This is a genomic window from Streptomyces sp. NPDC015242, from assembly GCF_043079125.1.
Lineage (GTDB): Bacteria > Actinomycetota > Actinomycetes > Streptomycetales > Streptomycetaceae > Streptomyces.
In genome coordinates this window covers 472,178-488,267 of the sequence record NZ_JBIBUF010000007.1, presented here as the reverse complement: position 1 = coordinate 488,267, position 16,090 = coordinate 472,178, and the positions used below count along the sequence as shown (strand labels likewise).

Genomic DNA, 16,090 nt, shown 5'->3' with positions numbered 1-16,090 from the left:
GGTGCGCTGGGGGGTCGGTCAAAGAAGTCCGTGCCGGGGCGGCCTGGTGCCGTTCAGCACGTAGCGGCCGATGTGCTGGACCTTCCAGCGGGCCGGGTCGTGCAGGGAGTGGGTGCGGGCGTCCCGCCAGTGGCGGTGCAGGCCGAGGGAGTCGAGCGCCGCTCGGGTCCCGGAGACCTCGAAGAGGGCGCTGCCGAGTTCCACGGCCGCCTCCGCCGCGGCCACCTTGGCGGTGGCCACGGCGACGGAGGCGGCGGCGGCCGAGTCGTCGGTCAGGCCGGCACCGGCCGTGTCGACCGCGCGGGCGGCCTCGCGCAGCAGCGCCTCGGCCGCGCGGACCCGGATGGCCAGTTCGCCGAAGCGCTGGATCAGCAGCGGGTCCTCGGCCGCGGTGGCGTGCCCCTCGTCGACGCTCTCGAACCACGGACGGCTCTTGGCGCGGACGAAGTCCACCGCCTCGGCCAGCGCACCGGCGGCGATCCCGGTGTCGATGGCCGCGTGCAGCAACTGGGCCACCGCACCGTGGAGTTGGGGGCCGCGGAAGGTGAGGTGGTGCGGGACGACCCGGTCGGCGGGGACGCGCACCGACTCCAGGCGGACGGTTCCGCTGGCGGTGGTGCGCTGCCCCATGCCGTCCCAGTCGTCGGTCACGGTGAGCCCCGGGGCGTCCCGCGGGACGTACGCGACGTGCAGGGTGCCGTCCCCGGCGCGGGCGAGGACGGGGATCCAGTCGGCGAACAGGGCGCCGGTGCAGTAGTGCTTGACGCCGTCGAGGACGTACGAGCCGTCCGGGCGCGGCGCGAGCCGGGTGCGCAGGTCCTGGACGTGCCGGGTGCCCGCCTCGGACTGGGCGTTGCCGAAACGCCGGCCGGCCAGCACCTCGCCGAAGAAGAACCGCTGCTGCTCCGGCGTCCCCTGGCGGCGCAGCACGTTGACGTACACGAAGTGGCTCTGCGGGATCTGGGCGAGGCTGGCGTCCGCGGTGGCCAGCAGCCGGAAGATCTCGGCGAGGGTGGTGGCGCCGACGTCGGCGCCCCCGGACTCGGCCGGCACGGTCACGGCGAGCAGCCCCGACGCCGAGAGCCGCTCCACCTCCGCGTGCGGCAGCCGGCGGTTCGCGTCCCGCTCGGCGGCGCCCTTGCGGAACTCCGCGGCGAGTGCCGCGGCGACGCTGAGCGCCTCGGCGTCGTCGGCGATCACGTGCGCGGCGCTCACCCCGTGGCCGCCAGTACCGTCGTGCGGCCGCCCAGGGCGGCGGAGAACTGGTCCGTGACCTGCGCCAGGGCCTCCGCCGAGCCGGGTGCGACGGTGAGGGTGCCGTCGTCACCCGCCGTGATGTCCTTGTCGAGGGTGAACCAGCCCGGGACGATGTGCGTGGCGCCCATGGAGCTGAGGACGGGGCGCAGCGCGTAGTCGATGGCCAGGACGTGGGCGACGGAGCCGCCGGTGGCCAGCGGGAGGATGGTCTTGCCGGCCAGCGCGTACTGCGGGAGCAGGTCGAGCAGGGACTTCAGCAGCCCGGAGTAGGCGGCTTTGTAGACGGGGGTGCCGACCACGACCCCGTCCGCCCGCTCGACCAGCGCCGTGGCCTGGACGATCGCCGGGTGCCGGAAGTCGGCCCCGAGCAGGGCCTCGGCGGGCAGGTCGCGGACGTCGAGGGGGATCACCTGGTGTCCCTGCGCGATGAGCCGCTGGTCCAGGTGGCGCAGGAGGCGCGCGGTGCGGGAAGTGGCGGAGGGGCTGCCGGAGACGGACAGGATCGTGGCCATGGCAGGGACCTTTCAGGAGTACCAGGTGGGCTGCGGCAGTTCGCCGGTCAGGACGTGACGTCCGACCTCGCGGCGCTTGTAGGCCACGGGGTCGTGGAGCGTGTGGGTGCGGACGTTGCGCCAGAAGCGGTCCAGGCCCTCGGCGGAGGCGGTGGCGCGGGCCCCGGTCACCTCGAAGATGCGGTTGGTGATCTCCAGGGCGACGTCGGTGGCCCGGGCCTTCACGGCGGCCACCCGCACCTCGAACTCGCCGCGGGCCTGCTCGGTGACCGCGTCCGGGTCGTCGTGCAGTTTCTGCCCCTCGGCGGCCACGGCGTCGGCCAGGGCCTCGACGGCCCACAGCTTGGCGGTGAGGTCGCCGTAGGTGTCGATCACGTACGGCTCGTCCACGGCCCGGTCGTGGCCGCCGTGCAGCCAGGGGCGGGACTTGGCACGGGTGTAGGTGGCGGCGGTCTCCAGGGCACCGGCCGCGATGCCGAGGTAGAAGCTGACGAAGACCAGCTGGATGGTCGGCACGTTCAGCGTGTTGTACACACGGGGCCGGAACCGCTTGTCCACGTACCCGGCGGCGGCCGACCAGGGGACGCGCACGGCGTCGAGGGTGACGCCGCCGCTCTCGGTGAGCCGCTGGCCGATGTTGTCCCAGTCGTCGTGGAAGGTCAGGCCCTCGCTGTCGGAGGGGACGATCGCGAAGACGTGGTCCTCGGTGCCCTCCAGGACGCCTTCGAGCACGGTGACGTCGGAGACCTTGCTGCCGGTGGAGAAGGTCTTGCGGCCGGTGAAGGTGAGGGTGTCGCCCTCGTCGCGCACGACGACGTCGGCGTCGCGCGGGTTGACGGCGCCGCCGAAGAACCAGCGGTGGCGCGCGGCTTCGGCCTCGACGTGCTCCCACTGCTCGCGGGTGCCGACCAGGCGGGCGGCCCAGTTCCACAGGTAGTGGTAGCCGAGCAGCTGGCCGATGGAGCCGTCCGCCTTGGCGACCTCGCGGACGACACGGTAGGCGGTGGGCCAGTTCTGGCCCCCTCCGCCGTGCTCGACGGGTCCGAGCAGGGTGACCAGGCCGGAGTCCTTCAGGAGCCGGACCTCCTCGTGGGGTGTGGCGCCGGCCTTGTCCCGGGCCGCGGCATCGGTGGCGAGGACGGCGGCGACCTCCGAGGCGCGGGCGATCCAGCCCTCGGCGTCCTGCGGGAGCGGTGCGGTTCGCCAGTCGGTGCGGGCGACGGTGCTCATGGGGGTGATCCCTTTCGTTTCGGTGGGGCGGAGCGGTCAGGCGCGGGCGGCGACGGGTTCCGGTGCGGGCTGCTGCGCCTCCAGTTCGCGCACCAGGGGCAGCACCCGCTTGCCGAAGTACTCGACCTCTTCGAGGTAGTGCAGGAAGCCGAGGAGGAAGAGGTCGACGCCGAGCCGCTTGTAGGCGACGATCCGCTCGGCGATCTGCTCGGGTGTGCCGATCAGGCCGGTGCGGAAGCCGTCGTTGTACTGGACGAGGTCCTCGAAGGTGGAGTCCTGCCACATGCCCTTGCCGTCGGCGGTGGACTGCCCGGCCTGCCGGACGGCGTCGCGGAAGCCGTGGACGGCGGGCGTGTCGGCCTTGGCGACGATCTCGCGGAGCGTCTCACGCGCCTCGGCCTCGGTGTCGCGGGCGATGAGGAAGCCGTTGAGGCCGAACTTCGGCGGTGTGCGGCCCGCTTGCGCGGCGGAGGCGCGGACGTCGGTGATCTGCTCGACGACGCCGTCGAAGTCCTTGCCGTTGCTGAAGTACCAGTCGGAGACGCGGCCGGCCATGGCCCGCGCCGCGGTGGAGTTGCCACCCTGGAAGATCTCCGGGTGCGGGCGCTCAGGGGTGTTGAGCGGCTTGGGCTTGAGGGAGAAGTCACGCAGCCGGTAGAAGTCTCCGGCGAGTTCGGCGTGGTCCTCGGTCCAGATGCGGCGCAGCGCGGTGATGAACTCCTCGGCGCGGCGGTAGCGTTCGTCGTGCTCCAGCCAGGGCTCGCCCAGGGCCGTGAACTCGCCCTTGAACCAGCCGCTGACGACGTTGACGGCGAAGCGGCCGCCCGAGAGGTGGTCGGCGGTGGCGCCGAGCTTGGCGAGGACGCCCGGGTGCCAGAGCCCGGGGTGGACGGCGGCGATGACCTTCAGCCGTTGCGTGGCGAGGAGCAGGGCGAGGCTGAAACTGGTCGACTCGTGCTGGTACTCGGCGCCGTAGCTGGCCATGTAGCGGACCTGGCTGAGGGCGTAGTCGAAGCCGTTGTTCTCGGCGAGCACGGCCAGTTCACGGTTGTAGTCGTAGCCCCAGTCGGTGCGCTGCTCGATGGTGCTGGTGACGAGGCCGCCACTGACGTTCGGCACCCAGTAGGCGAAGCGGACGGGGTCGGTTCCGGGGAATTCGGGCATGGGGAAACTCCTGGCCTGCGAATGCTGCGCGAAAGCGTGACGAGGGACTTCCGTGAATTCACGCGTGCCGAAGCGGCGTTCCCGGGTGAACCGCTGTCACAGGAGGAAGCGGCCGGGACGGGAATTCACGGAAGGGAGGGACGGGGGGCGCGGATGCGAGGGTTTCCCTCGGAGCGCTCAGGCCCGACAGCGACAGCGGGAGCTGCAGACACGCGCGAGATCGACATGGCGTCGCCGCGTGAGATCCTGTCGCTTCATGCCTTCGATCAAAGCAGCGCGACGTCCGGACGGTCAAGAATGCCAGGCCTGATTTCACATGCTGGGCCTCGGTATTCACGAGGTTGTGACAGGGATTCCCTTGAACCCGGCCCGGTGCGGTCGGCAGTCTCCTGTCGTGCGTATCGAACAGCTCGAATACATCGCCGCCGTCACCCGGCTCGGGTCGCTGCGGCGGGCCGCCGAGGAACTGCACGTGTCCCAGCCGGCCCTCAGCGAGACGGTGCGCAACCTGGAACGGGAACTCGGTGTGGACCTGCTGGAGCGCAAGCGGTCCGGCGCGAAGATCAGCGACGAGGGGCGGGAGCTGCTGCCGCACATCATGAGCGTGCTGGACGCGGTCGACCGGCTGCGGGGCGCGGCGGACGACCAGCACCGCATCAGCCGCATGGTGCGGCTCGGCACGGTCAACACGGCCACGGTGCCGCTGGTCATCCCGACCGTGCGGGAGTTCCGCTCCTCGCACCCGCTCACCCAGGTCGAGTTGGTGGGCGCGCAGCAGTCCCGGATCCACCGCGGGCTGCTGGAGGGCTCGTTCGACCTGGGTCTGGTGAACTACCTGGAGGGCGACGACCTGCCGCCCGGTTTCGAGACCACCGAGCTGCTGCGGGGCAGGCCCGTGGTGTGCGTGCGCCCCGACAGTCCGCTCGCGGCCCTGGAGACGGTGGACACGGACAGTCTGCTGGCCGAGCCGCTGGTCGTGATGCGGTCCGGCTACGTCATGCACCGCTTCCTGCACCGGCTGCTGCGTGGCCGGGCCCCGGCCTTCTCCTACTCCACCGACGGCGCCGAGATGGGCAAGCTGATGGTCGCGGAGGGACTCGGGGCGACGGTGCTGCCGGACTTCAGCGTCGTCGGGGACCCGCTGGAGCGGCGGGGCACGATCACCGTGCGGCCGCTGGCGGAGGAGGCCACCGAGGTGCTGCTGGTCCTGCAGCGCCGGCACGCCGGTTCCGTCCCGCGGGCCGTCCGCGACCTGCAGGAGCTGTTCGTGCGCAACGCGGGTGCCTACCGGGCCGCTTCGGGCCCGTGAGGGGCCGCGGGCCGGGGCCCGCGGCCGTCACCGGGCGGGCGTGCGCGGGGCCGGGACCGTGGCGGACGCACCGGTGGGCGTCCCGGGCAGGTGCCCCCGGCGGCTCCATTCCCGGGCGAGCAGTTCGTAGGAGCGGACCCGGTCCGCGTGTCCGTGCGTGATGGTCGTGATCAGCAACTCGTCGGCATCCGTGGCCTCCTGGAGTTGCTCCAGCTGGTCCGCGACCCGGCCCGGGGAGCCCACGAACCGGGTGTCGACGCGGTCCCGCACGAGTTCGCGGTCCTCGTCGCTCCATATGTGGGCGCGCGCCTGGTCGGGTGTCGGGTAGGGGATGGCGCCCTCGGCGGTGCGGATGCTGCGCACCCACAGGTCGTAACCGGTGGCGAGTTCCCGGGCGGTCGCGTCGTCCTCGGCGACGACGACGTCGGCGGAGACGCTGACGTAGGGCCGGTCGAGGAACGCGGAGGGCTTGAAGAAGGAGCGGTAGCCGTCCACCGCTTCCAGGACGGTGGCGGGGCTGACGTGGTAGTTCGCGGCGAACCGCAGACCGCGGGCGCCCGCGACCTCGGCGCTCGTGCCACCGCTGCTGCCCAGGATCCACACGTCGACGTCGGCGCCCTCGCCCGGCACGGCGTGCGCCTCCAGGCCTTCCGGGGAGCGGTAGGTGCCGGCCAGCAGGGCGAGGATGTCGTCGATCTGCTCGGCGTAGTCCTGCGACTCGGCGTTGGGCAGTTGCAGCAGGGTGCGCTGCAGGGCGACGCGGGGTGAGCCGAGCAGGTGGGTGAAGGAGAACCGGGGCGGGATGAGCAGCCCGTTCGGGGCACGGCCGGCGGTGGCCGGGGGGTCCTGCGTGACGGTGGCGCTCTCCCCCGGCGGGCGGCCGCCGGAGCGGCCCAGGCCCAGGTCGAGGCGGCCGGGGTGCAGGGCGTCGATCAGGCCGAACTCCTCGACCGTGGACAGGGCGGTGCGGTGACCGAGCTGGACGGCACCGGAGCCGAGCCGGATGGTGGAGGTGGCCCCGGCGGTCAGGGCCAGCACGACCGCCGGGGAGGTGCCCGCCACGCCGGGGTTGAGGTGGTGCTCGGCGAACCAGTAGCGGGCGTAGCCGAGTCGCTCGGCGTGCCGGGCGAGGTCGATGGAGTGGTGCAGGGCCTCCGCCGCCGTGGATCCGGAGGAGACGGGGACCAGGTCGAGGACGCCGAGGGGGATGTCAGGCATGGGCCAGCCCTTCTTGTGGACGAGCGGTCGGTGGTGCCGGCAGGACGGGGGCCCACGCGAACGGCGGGTCGGGGATGCCGGCGCGCAGCACCGGCGCCACCGCGGACTGGAACAGCTCCAGCGAGTGGCGGTGCCGGGACTCGGTCAGGCCGCCCGCGTCGGCCTGGACGTGGAGCACCGTGTGGCCGAACCGCTCGTGGTAGCGGTGCACCTTGTCGATGACCTGCTCGGGGCTGCCGATCAGGGCGGAGCTGCGCTCGGCGAAGTCCTCCAGGGTCTCGAACACCACGGGGAGCCCCGTCCGCCGGGCGAAGGCGAGGTTCGCCTCGAAGACCGGCCGGTAGGCGGCGAGGGCCTGCTGGGAGGTCGGTGCCACGTGGAGGCCGGCCGTGCCGGCGCCGACCGCGATGCGGGCCGGGTCGTGGCCGTAGTGCTCCCAGCGCTCGCGGTAGTGGCGGATCAGCTCGGCGTACGGCTCGACGGGGTGGGTGACGTTGGCGGAGAACAGCGGGTCGCCGTAGCGGGCGGCGAGGTCGACCGACTCCTTGCTGGTCGCGCTGCCGTGCCAGACGCGCACGGGCCGCTGGTACGGGCGAGGGTGCACCTCGGCGTCGGTCAGCGGGGGGCGGAAGCGGGTCTGCGCGGTCACCTTGTCCTCGCGCCACAGACGCCGGAACACCTCGTAGCTCTCGGCGTTGCGGTCCCACTGGTCCTCCGGCGTGACGTGGAACAGCTCGCGCTGGGCGGTGCCGTTGCCCTTGCCGATGATCAGGTCCAGCCGGCCCTCGCTGAGGTGGTCCAGGGTGGCGTGGTCCTCGTAGGCGCGCACCGGGTCGAGCAGGCTGAGGGTGGTGACGGCGGTGAAGAGCCGGATGCGGCGGGTGAGTGCCGCGACGTGGCCGAGGACGACGGTCGGGGAGGAGGACAGGAACGGCCGCTCGTGCCGCTCGCCGACACCGAAGCCGTCGAAGCCCAGTTCCTCGGCGAGCACGGCGTTGCCGAGGACCTCCCGGAAGCGGTCGTGCGGGGAGGCGAGGGCACCGGTGACGGGGTCCGGCCGGTGCGCGATCAGTGTGATGGCGAGGAACCTCACGACGCCACCGGTTCGTCGCGGAGGCCGTCCGGGTGGGCCAGGCCGAGGTGGTCGCGCAGGGTCGTGCCCGTGTACTCGGTGCGGTACACGCCCCGTTCCTGCAGCAGGGGGACGACCTTGTCGGCGAACTCGTCGAGGCCGGTCGGGGTGAGGTGCGGGACGAGGATGAAGCCGTCGCTCGCGTCGGTCTGGACGAAGTGGTCGAGGGTCCGGGCGATGGTGGCCGGGGAGCCGACGAAGGTCTGCCGGTTGCCGGTGTGGATGACCAGGTCGCGGATGGACCACCCGTGGGCCGCGGCCAGTTCCCGCCACTCACGGGCGGTGGCGAGCGGGTCCCGGTACATGCGGACCTGGGCGCGTCCCTGTGAGATGTGGTCCTCCGTGACGTCCGGGTCGATGTCGGGGAGCGGGCCGTCCGGGTCGTAGGCGGACAGGTCCCGGTTCCAGACGAACTCCAGGTGTCTCAGGGCGGTGGCTCCGCTGACCTGCTGCCGGCGCACCTCGCGCGCGAGTTCCTCGGCCTCGGCGTCGGTGTCGGCGAGGGCGAAGGTCGCGGCGGGCAGGATGAGCAGCTGGTCGCGGCGGCGGCCGTACCTGGCGAGGCGGTTCTTGACGTCGGTGTAGAAGGCCCGGCCCGCTTCCAGGGTGCCGTGCCGGCTGAAGACGGCGTCCGCTTCGGCCGCGGCGAACTCGCGCCCCTCCTCGGAGTCACCGGCCTGGAAGATGACGGGACGGCCCTGTGGGGAGCGGGGGACGTTGAACCGGCCGTGGATGTCGAAGTGCCGGCCGGAGTGCGCGAAGGAACCGGCCTTGGCGTCCGACAGGAAGCGGCCGGTGGCCTGGTCGGCGAGGATCTCGTCGCCGTGCCAGGAGTCGAACAGTTCGTGGGCGGTGGCGAGGAACTCCTTGGCGCGGGAGTAGCGCTCGTCTTGCGGCAGGAAGCCGCCGCGGCGGAAGTTCTCACCGGTGAAGGCGTCCCAGGACGTGACGACGTTCCAGGCCGCGCGGCCGCCGGAGAGGTGGTCGAGGCTGGCGAACTGGCGGGCGACCTCGTAGGGCTCGTTGAAGGTGGAGTTGATGGTGCCGGTCAGCCCGAGGCGTTCGGTGACGGCGGCGAGCGCGGCGAGGACGGTGAAGGTGTCGGGGCGTCCGACCACGTCCAGGTCGTAGATCGCCCCGCCCTGTTCGCGCAGGCGGAGCCCTTCGGCGAGGAACAGGAAGTCGAACTTGGCGCGTTCGGCGGTGCGGGCGAAGTGTGCGAAGGAGCTGAACTCGATGTGGCTGCCGGCCCGGGGGTCGCTCCAGACGGTGGTGTTGTTGACGCCGGGGAAGTGCGCGGCCAGGTGGATCTGCTTCAGGGGCTTGGTCATCGGTTCCGGGATCCCTCCGGCTCAGACGGCGGCGTAGCGGTTGGCGGGGCGGGCCAGGCCCAGCAGGCCGCGCAGGGTGCCGGCCTCGTAGGCGCGGCGGAAGACGCCGCGGCGCTGCAGCTCCGGGACCAGGCCGCGGGTGATCGCCGGCAGGTCGTGGGCGACGGCGCCGGGCCGCAGCCGGAACCCGGACAGCCCGGAGTCCGCCAAGTGCTGCAGGAGGTCGGCGAGTTGGGAGGGCGTTCCGGTGAAGACGGGAGCGTCGCTCGTGAACGGCCCGCCGGCGAGCGCGTCGAGCCGCTCCCGGCGTGCCCGCGCGGCGTCCGGGTGGCCGTCGAGGAAGACGACGAGGTCGCCGAAGACGTGCAACGGCTCCGACGCCCGCCCGGCGGCGGCCTGTTCGGCGCGGATCCGGTCGACGACGGTGCGGGCCTCGTCGCCGTCGTGGGGGGTGACGTAGCCGACGTCGGTGGCGCGGGCCACGAGCCGGTAGGGGACGGTGTCGTGGGCGAGGGCGCTGACGATCGGCTGGCCCTGGGGCGGACGGGGCGTGATGGAGGGCCCGCGGACGCTGAAGTGCCTGCCGGTGAAGTCGATGTAGTGCAGCTTGTCGCGGTCGATGAAGCGGCCCGTGGCGGCGTCCCGGATCTCGGCGTCGTCCTCCCAGCTGTCCCAGAGGCGGCGCACGACCTCCACGTGGTCGGCGGCCTCGTCGAACAGGTCGGTCACCGTGGCCAGGGCGTCGGGGCTGTCGTAGGCCTCGATGCGCGCGACGGTGCGCCGGCCGAAGTGGGCGGCCTCGTTGGGGCGTGCGGTGATCTGCACCCGGAGGCCCGCGCGGCCGCCGCTGACGTAGTCGAGGGTGGCGATCGCCTTGGAGACGTGGAAGGGCTCCGTGTGGGTGGCGACGACCGTCGGGACGAGGCCGATGTGCCGGGTCAGCGGTGCGACGCGGGAGGCGACGAGGACGGCGTCGAGGCGCCCGCGCACCTGGTCGGTGCGCTCGTCCGGGTCGAACGGATGGGAGGACTGGGGGCCCAGGCCGTCTTCGAAGGTGACGAAGTCGAGCAGTCCGTGTTCGGCCTCGGCTACCAGGTCGGCCCAGTAGGCGGCGGTGAACAGGTCGCGGGGCCGGGCTCCGGGCTCGCGCCAGGAGGCGGGGTGCCAGCCGGTGCCGTCCAGGGCGACGGCGAGGTGCAGGGGTGACGGTGTGGTCGAGGACATGAGAGGCCTTCCTGCGCTGGTCGCCTACTTGTTGGTCCTGGGCAGGCCGGGGGGGTTGATCTCGGACGTGGTGACGGCCTCCTCGGACAGGCCCCAGCGCCGCAGCACCTTGGCGTAGGTGCCGTTGGCGATGACGTGGTCGAGGGCGTCGGCGAGCGGCTTGACCAGGCCGCTGTCCTTCTTGGTGGTGGCGGCGATGAGGCCCTGGAGGGTGGCGCCGGCGCCGGAGTAGGTGCCGACGACCTCCGTCTTGCCGCTGGTGGCCGCGTGGTAGGCGGCGGTCGGGTTGGGACCGAGGTAGAGGTCGATGCGGCCGGACTGGAGGGCGAGGTAGGTGTCGCTGTCGTCCTGGTAGTACTTGATGTCCACCGGTTCGCGGCCGGCCTTCTCGTTCTCCTTGCTCCACTCGATCAGCAGCTTCTCCTGGTTGGTGCCGCTGCTGACGGCGACCGTCCGGCCCGCCACGTCCTCCGGACCGGTGACCTTCAGGCCGCTGCCCTTCTTGGCCTCGAAGCCCAGGTTGTCCTCACGGTAGGTGGCGAAGTCGTACTTCTCCTTGCGCTCCTCGGTGACGGTGATGTTGCTCAGGGCGGCGTCGTATTTGCCGCTGTCGAGGCCGACGAAGATGTTCTCCCAGGAGACGGTGTTGATGCGCGGCTTCAGGCCCAGGACGTCGGCGACGAGGTGGGCGAGGTCGGGTTCCACGCCGATGACGGTCTTGTTGTCGGTGGCGTAGAAGGTCAGCGGGGCGGCGGAGCCGGAGGAGGCGACGAGCTCCAGCGTGCCTCTCTTGCGGATCCGCTCCGGGACCTCGGCGGCGATGGAGTCGACCTTGCCGGTGGTGACGCGGTTCTGGTCCGGACTGGTGTTGATCTTGACGGTGGTCCTGCCGCCGGGTGTGGCCGCGACCTCGGCCGTGCCGCCGTCGGTGGGGTTGGCGCAGCCGGCCAGGACGAGGGCGGTGGTGAGGGCGACGGCTGCCGCGGTGGTGCGGCGGGCGGTGAGGGTGAGGGCCACGGTGGTGCTCCTTGCGATGCGGAACGGGCGGGGGGAGGTCAGAGGACCTTGGACAGGAAGGCGCGGGTGCGCTCGTGCTGCGGGGCGTCGAGGACGGCCGAGGGCGGGCCCTGTTCCACGACGACTCCGTCGTCCATGAAGACCACGGTGTCGGCGACCTCGCGGGCGAAGCCGATCTCGTGGGTGACGACGATCATGGTGGTGCCGGTGCGGGCCAGGTCCTTGATGACGTCGAGGACCTCGCCGACCAGTTCGGGGTCGAGCGCCGAGGTGGGTTCGTCGAAGAGCAGCACCTTCGGTTCGAGGGCGAGCGCGCGGGCGATGGCCACGCGCTGCTGCTGGCCGCCGGAGAGCTGCCGCGGGTAGGCGCCGGCCTTGTCGGCGAGGCCGACCCGGTCAAGGAGCCGGCGGGCCGTCTCCTCCGCCTCCCCGCGCGGGCGGCGCAGGGCGGAGACCGGTGCCTCGACGAGGTTGTCCAGCACGGTCAGGTGGGGGAAGAGGTTGAAGTTCTGGAAGACGAACCCGATGTGGGTGCGCTGCTTGAGGACCTCCTTCTCCTTCAGCTCGTGCAGTCTGCTGCCGGAGCGGCGGTAGCCGATGAGTTCGCCGTCGACGCTGATCCAGCCTCGGCTGACCTTCTCCAGGTGGTTGATGGTGCGCAGCAGCGTGGACTTGCCGGAACCCGACGGGCCCAGGATCACGGCGACCTCGCCGGCCCGCACCCGCAGGTCGACGCCGCGCAGCACCTCCAGCGGGCCGAAACTCTTGTGGACGCCGTGGACGTCCACCATCACCTCGCTCATCGGCTCTCTCCCACGGTTCCCAGGGCGGTCAGCGGTACGACGGGCCGGTCGCGCCGGGCGGCCGCGGCGCGCAGCGTGCGCACGAAGCGCCGGGCGCGCTGGAGCGGGGTCGGCGGAGGGGTGCGGTCGGCTCCCCTGGCGTAGCGGCGTTCGACGTAGTACTGGGCGAGGGACAGCAGGGAGGTCAGCACCACGTACCAGGCGGTGGCGACCAGGAGCAGCGGGATCACCCGGCCGTTGCGGCCGTAGATGACCTGCACCTGGTAGAACAGCTCGCCGATGGCCATGACGTAGACCACCGAGGTGCCCTTGAGCAGGCCGATGATCTCGTTGCCGGCCGTGGGCAGGATGGCGCGCATGGCCTGGGGCAGCACGATGCGCCGGATCTGCCGAAGCCGGGGGATGCCCAGCGCCGCGGCGGCCTCCAGCTGCCCGTGGTCGACGGAGAGGACCCCGCCCCGGACGATCTCGGCGGCGTAGGCGGCCTGGTGCAGCGTCAGCCCGATGATCGCGGCGCCGATGGTGCCGATGAGGGTGTTGCTGTCGAACGACCAGAAGACCGGGCCGAACGGGATGCCGACGCCCAGCTCCTGGTAGAGGGCGCTCAGGTTGAACCAGAACACCAGCTGCACGATCATCGGGATCGACCGGAAGATCCAGATGTACGTCCAGGCGACGGTCTGCAGCACCGGGCTGCGGGAGAGCCGCATGAACGCGAGCACGGTGCCCAGGACGAAGCCGAGGACCGTGGCGCAGGCGGTGAGCTGCAGCGTCACCCAGACCGCCTGCACGATCGTCTCCGACAGGACGTAGTCGCGGAAGACGCCCCACTCCCAGACCGGGTTGGTGGCCAGTCCGTGCACGAACTGGGCGACCAGCACGACCACGGCGAGGGCCGCGGCCCAGCGGGCGTAGTGGCGGGCGGGGACGACCTTCAGGGTGGCGGGATCGTCCGGGGCGGGTGGGACCTGGGGGCGGGTGGCCGCGGGCGGCGCGGCGTCGGTGGTGGATGCCATCGTGGTGTGTCCTGCTCGACTCTTACGCGTGCTCGGGCGGGTTGATGCGCGACGTCTCGATCGCGGAGGCGGAGGTGCCCCATTTCTTCAGGATCCGGGCGTAGGTGCCGTTCTTGATCAGTTCATTGACGGCGGCCCGGAAGGCCTTGGTGAGCGGGGAGCCCTTCTTGAAGGCGAAGCCGACGTCGAGGCGGTGGTACTCGCCGAGGAACGTGGTCTGCGCGGCGGGCTGAGCGGCCTGGTACCGCAGGCCGTTGATGGTCGACATGATCACGTCGATGCGGCCCTGCTGGAGTGCCGTGAGGGTGGCCCCGTTCTCGGAGTAGACCTTCACGTCGTAGGGCTTCTTCCCGGCCTTGGCGCACACCCCCTTCTGCGCGGTGAGGGTCGTCTCGAAGGTGGTGCCGGCGCCGGTGCCGACGGTCAGCCCGCACAGCTGGGTGAGGTCGGTGACCTTCTTCAGCGCGGTGTTGCCCTTCTTCACCGCGAAGCCCTGGCCGTCGTTGACGTAGGTGACGAAGTCGATGGTCTTCAGGCGTTCGGTGGTGACACCGAAGTTGCCGGTGCCGACGTCGTACTTGCCGCTGCCGAGGGCGGGCAGGATCGTCTCGAACGAGGCGTCCTGGCGGCGCAGTTTCACGCCGAGGACCTTGGCGACGGCGTCGGCGAGGTCGATGTCCTGGCCTGCGGGCGCGCGGTCCGGCCCGTTCGGGTAGTACGCCCCCGGCGGGAATCCGATCGAACTGCCGACCCGCAGCGTGCCCGACCGGCGGACGTCGGCGGGCAGCAGGGCGGCGACCGCGTCCACCTTGCGCACGGAGGCGACCGGGTCGCTGGTGGGTGCGGGGGAAGCCTGGGCACCCACGGCCGCGGTGCCGCCGGAGCCGCCGGAGCCGCACGCGGTCAGCGCGAGCAGCGGCAGCAGCGCGAGGACGGCGGGGGCGCGGAGGCGGCCTCCGGGAGCGGGGAGTTTCACAGGTCCGTGGCCTTTCCGGGGGACGGGGGGACGGGCAGGTGCTTCTCGAAGGGCAGCGGGCCGATGGTTTCCGGGTCGGCCTCGGTGTCGAACAGCGGCGTGTAGCCGGTGCGCAGGTACAGGCCGCGGGCTTCCGGCTGGCGTGGCCCGGTGGTGAGGTAGATCCGGCGGTAGCCGCGCGCGGCGGCCTCGCGCTCCAGCTCGGCGAGCACGCGGCGGGCCAGCCCGCGCCGGCGGTGCGCGGAGTGCGTCCAGATCCGCTTGAGTTCGGCGGTGGCCGCGTCGTGACGGCGGAACGCACCGCCCGCGACGGGTCTGCCGCGTTCGAGCAGCAGCAGGAGCAGGCCGCCGTGCGCCGGGGTGAACTCCTCGTCCGGGTAGCGGGAGATCTCGGCGTGCGCGTCCTTGCCGTAGCGCGTGGAGTACTCGTGGCCCAGTTCGCGCAGGAGCGGCCCGACGAGCGGGTGGGAGACGGGAACGTGGACGACGGTCACGTCAAAGGCCCGCTCCGGCGTCTCGGTCACGGACGTCATGCGCCCACCGCCGGCAGGGTCCGCTGAGCGCGCGCCGCCCGTTCGGCGTCGCGCCTGGCGACCTCCTCACGGACGAGGGGGATCACGTACCGGCCGAAGTCGATGGCGTCGCCCAGCAGGTCGTAGCCGCGGGCGGAGAGGATGTCGACGCCGAGGTCGTAGTAGTCGAGGAGGGCCCGGGCGACCGTCTCGGGGGTGCCGACCAGGGCGTTGGAGTTGCCCGCGCCGCCGGTCGCCGCGGCCGTCGGGGTCCACAGGGCGCGGTCGTAGCGCTCCCCCGCCTCGGCGATGGCGAGCAGCCGCTGGGAGCCGGTGTTCTGCGGGGCGCCGGTGCGGTGGCGCCGTTTCAGCCCGGCCGCGCCCTGCTCCCGGATGGCGCCGACCGTGCGGTGGGCCTTCTCCCAGGCCAGTTCCTCGGTCGGGGCGATGATCGGGCGGAACGCCACCTGGATGCGCGGCACGTCGGTGCGGCCCGCGGCCTTCGCGGCGGCCCGCACCGCCTCGATCTGCTCGGCGGTCTTCTCCAGCGGCTCGCCCCACAGGCAGTAGATGTCGGCCTCCGCGCCGCCGGCGGCATAGGCGGCGGGCGACGAGCCGCCGAACGACACGCCGGGGCGCGGCTGCTGGACGGGGAAGACGTCGCTGACGAAGTCGTGGAAGCGGTAGTGCTCGCCCTCGTGGTCGAAGGGCTCGTGCGTGGTCCAGATCTTCTTGACGACGCGGATGTACTCGCGGGTGCGGGCGTAGCGCTCGTCCTTGGTGAGGGTGTCGCCCTCGCGGCGCTGTTCGTGGTCGTTGCCGCCGGTGATGAAGTGGACGGTCAGCCGGCCCTCGCTGATCTGGTCGAGGGTGGCGAAGGTCTTGGCGGCGAACGTCGGGTACGACACGTTGGGGCGGTGGGCGAGGAGGATCTGCAGGCGCTCCAGGCGGCTCGCGACGTACGCGGCGGCCGGGGCCGGGTCGGGTGAGCCCGAGCCGTAGGCGAAGAGCACGCGGTCCCAGCCGTGGTCCTCGTGGGCCCGGGCGAGCCGGAGGGTGTAGTCCTTGTCGAAGGCGGCGCCGGAGCGCGGGGTGGTCTCGGAGCCGTCGTTGGTGGCGGCGATGCCGAGGAATTCCACAGGCATGGCAGTGGCCCTTTCGGGAGCGAGCGCACGCGGGCAGGACGAACCGCCCCGCATGGAAACAGAGTTGACGAAGCGTCAGGGCAGCGGGCGATGAGGGTGTGACGACGCCGTGCGTCGGGAGAGACGGGGGTGCGGCGGCAGCGCGCAGGGGGAGAACTCGGCCCGCGACGGGGTCACCGAGGGAGGGAAGGGCCGGTCAGACGGCCCGCTGCCGAGTCAGACGCAACACGCCGCGGACCACACC

General features: G+C 72.2%; 15 protein-coding genes. 1 reads left to right on the top strand and 14 read right to left on the bottom strand.

Annotated features, from left to right (window positions below; translation table 11 throughout):
- Window positions 1-18: 18 nt before the first annotated feature.
- From ACF07N_RS25130 to sfnG, 4 genes are read right to left on the bottom strand one after another with little or no spacing between them, the layout of a single operon-like run.
- Complete coding sequence (locus tag ACF07N_RS25130) at window positions 19-1,215, bottom strand: SfnB family sulfur acquisition oxidoreductase (RefSeq protein WP_383346195.1); 1,197 nt, start codon at window positions 1,213-1,215, stop codon at window positions 19-21.
- A complete protein-coding gene (gene ssuE, locus ACF07N_RS25125) occupies window positions 1,212-1,769 on the bottom strand; it encodes an NADPH-dependent FMN reductase (RefSeq protein ID WP_383346198.1) in 558 nt (185 codons plus the stop codon). Before ssuE ends, ACF07N_RS25130 begins: the two co-directional genes overlap by 4 nt.
- Before the next feature lie 12 nt (window positions 1,770-1,781).
- Window positions 1,782-2,999, bottom strand: coding sequence for an acyl-CoA dehydrogenase family protein (locus ACF07N_RS25120; RefSeq protein WP_392116821.1), 1,218 nt, complete (start codon window positions 2,997-2,999; stop codon window positions 1,782-1,784).
- A gap of 36 nt (window positions 3,000-3,035) precedes the next feature.
- Entirely contained in the window at window positions 3,036-4,163 is a 1,128-nt protein-coding gene (gene sfnG / locus ACF07N_RS25115; protein WP_392116818.1) for a dimethylsulfone monooxygenase SfnG, read from the bottom strand.
- Window positions 4,164-4,557: 394 nt separating this feature from the next.
- On the opposite strand from sfnG, the gene ACF07N_RS25110 reads away from it, so the two are divergent.
- Entirely contained in the window at window positions 4,558-5,472 is a 915-nt protein-coding gene (locus tag ACF07N_RS25110) for a LysR family transcriptional regulator (protein ID WP_383334726.1), read from the top strand.
- Between the two features lie 27 nt (window positions 5,473-5,499).
- Here ACF07N_RS25110 and ACF07N_RS25105 read toward each other — a convergent pair whose 3' ends face one another.
- The 10 genes from ACF07N_RS25105 to ACF07N_RS25060 are packed head-to-tail and all read right to left on the bottom strand — an operon-like array spanning window position 5,500 to window position 15,846.
- Entirely contained in the window at window positions 5,500-6,690 is a 1,191-nt protein-coding gene (locus ACF07N_RS25105) for an LLM class flavin-dependent oxidoreductase (RefSeq protein ID WP_392116815.1), read from the bottom strand.
- Window positions 6,683-7,783 carry an LLM class flavin-dependent oxidoreductase gene (locus ACF07N_RS25100; RefSeq protein WP_392116813.1) on the bottom strand — a complete coding sequence of 367 codons (1,101 nt, stop codon included), beginning with the start codon at window positions 7,781-7,783 and terminating at the stop codon, window positions 6,683-6,685. Before ACF07N_RS25100 ends, ACF07N_RS25105 begins: the two co-directional genes overlap by 8 nt.
- Complete coding sequence (locus ACF07N_RS25095) at window positions 7,780-9,153, bottom strand: NtaA/DmoA family FMN-dependent monooxygenase (protein WP_392116810.1); 1,374 nt, start codon at window positions 9,151-9,153, stop codon at window positions 7,780-7,782. Before ACF07N_RS25095 ends, ACF07N_RS25100 begins: the two co-directional genes overlap by 4 nt.
- A 21-nt stretch (window positions 9,154-9,174) precedes the next feature.
- Window positions 9,175-10,377, bottom strand: coding sequence for an LLM class flavin-dependent oxidoreductase (locus tag ACF07N_RS25090; protein WP_392116807.1), 1,203 nt, complete (start codon window positions 10,375-10,377; stop codon window positions 9,175-9,177).
- Between the two features lie 24 nt (window positions 10,378-10,401).
- Window positions 10,402-11,394, bottom strand: a complete 993-nt coding sequence (locus tag ACF07N_RS25085) for an ABC transporter substrate-binding protein (RefSeq protein ID WP_392116804.1) — start codon at window positions 11,392-11,394, stop codon at window positions 10,402-10,404.
- A 38-nt stretch (window positions 11,395-11,432) separates the two neighbouring features.
- The gene (locus tag ACF07N_RS25080) at window positions 11,433-12,197 is read right to left on the bottom strand and encodes an amino acid ABC transporter ATP-binding protein (protein ID WP_383334714.1); all 765 of its coding nucleotides are present in this window, start codon (window positions 12,195-12,197) and stop codon (window positions 11,433-11,435) included.
- Complete coding sequence (locus tag ACF07N_RS25075) at window positions 12,194-13,213, bottom strand: amino acid ABC transporter permease (RefSeq protein ID WP_392116801.1); 1,020 nt, start codon at window positions 13,211-13,213, stop codon at window positions 12,194-12,196. The genes ACF07N_RS25080 and ACF07N_RS25075 overlap by 4 nt, the downstream gene beginning before the upstream one ends.
- A gap of 22 nt (window positions 13,214-13,235) precedes the next feature.
- On the bottom strand, window positions 13,236-14,189 hold the full coding sequence (locus tag ACF07N_RS25070; RefSeq protein WP_392116798.1) for an ABC transporter substrate-binding protein: 954 nt from the start codon (window positions 14,187-14,189) through the stop codon (window positions 13,236-13,238).
- Complete coding sequence (locus tag ACF07N_RS25065; protein WP_392116795.1) at window positions 14,186-14,722, bottom strand: GNAT family N-acetyltransferase; 537 nt, start codon at window positions 14,720-14,722, stop codon at window positions 14,186-14,188. Before ACF07N_RS25065 ends, ACF07N_RS25070 begins: the two co-directional genes overlap by 4 nt.
- Complete coding sequence (locus ACF07N_RS25060) at window positions 14,719-15,846, bottom strand: LLM class flavin-dependent oxidoreductase (protein WP_383586339.1); 1,128 nt, start codon at window positions 15,844-15,846, stop codon at window positions 14,719-14,721. Before ACF07N_RS25060 ends, ACF07N_RS25065 begins: the two co-directional genes overlap by 4 nt.
- Window positions 15,847-16,090: the final 244 nt, after the last annotated feature.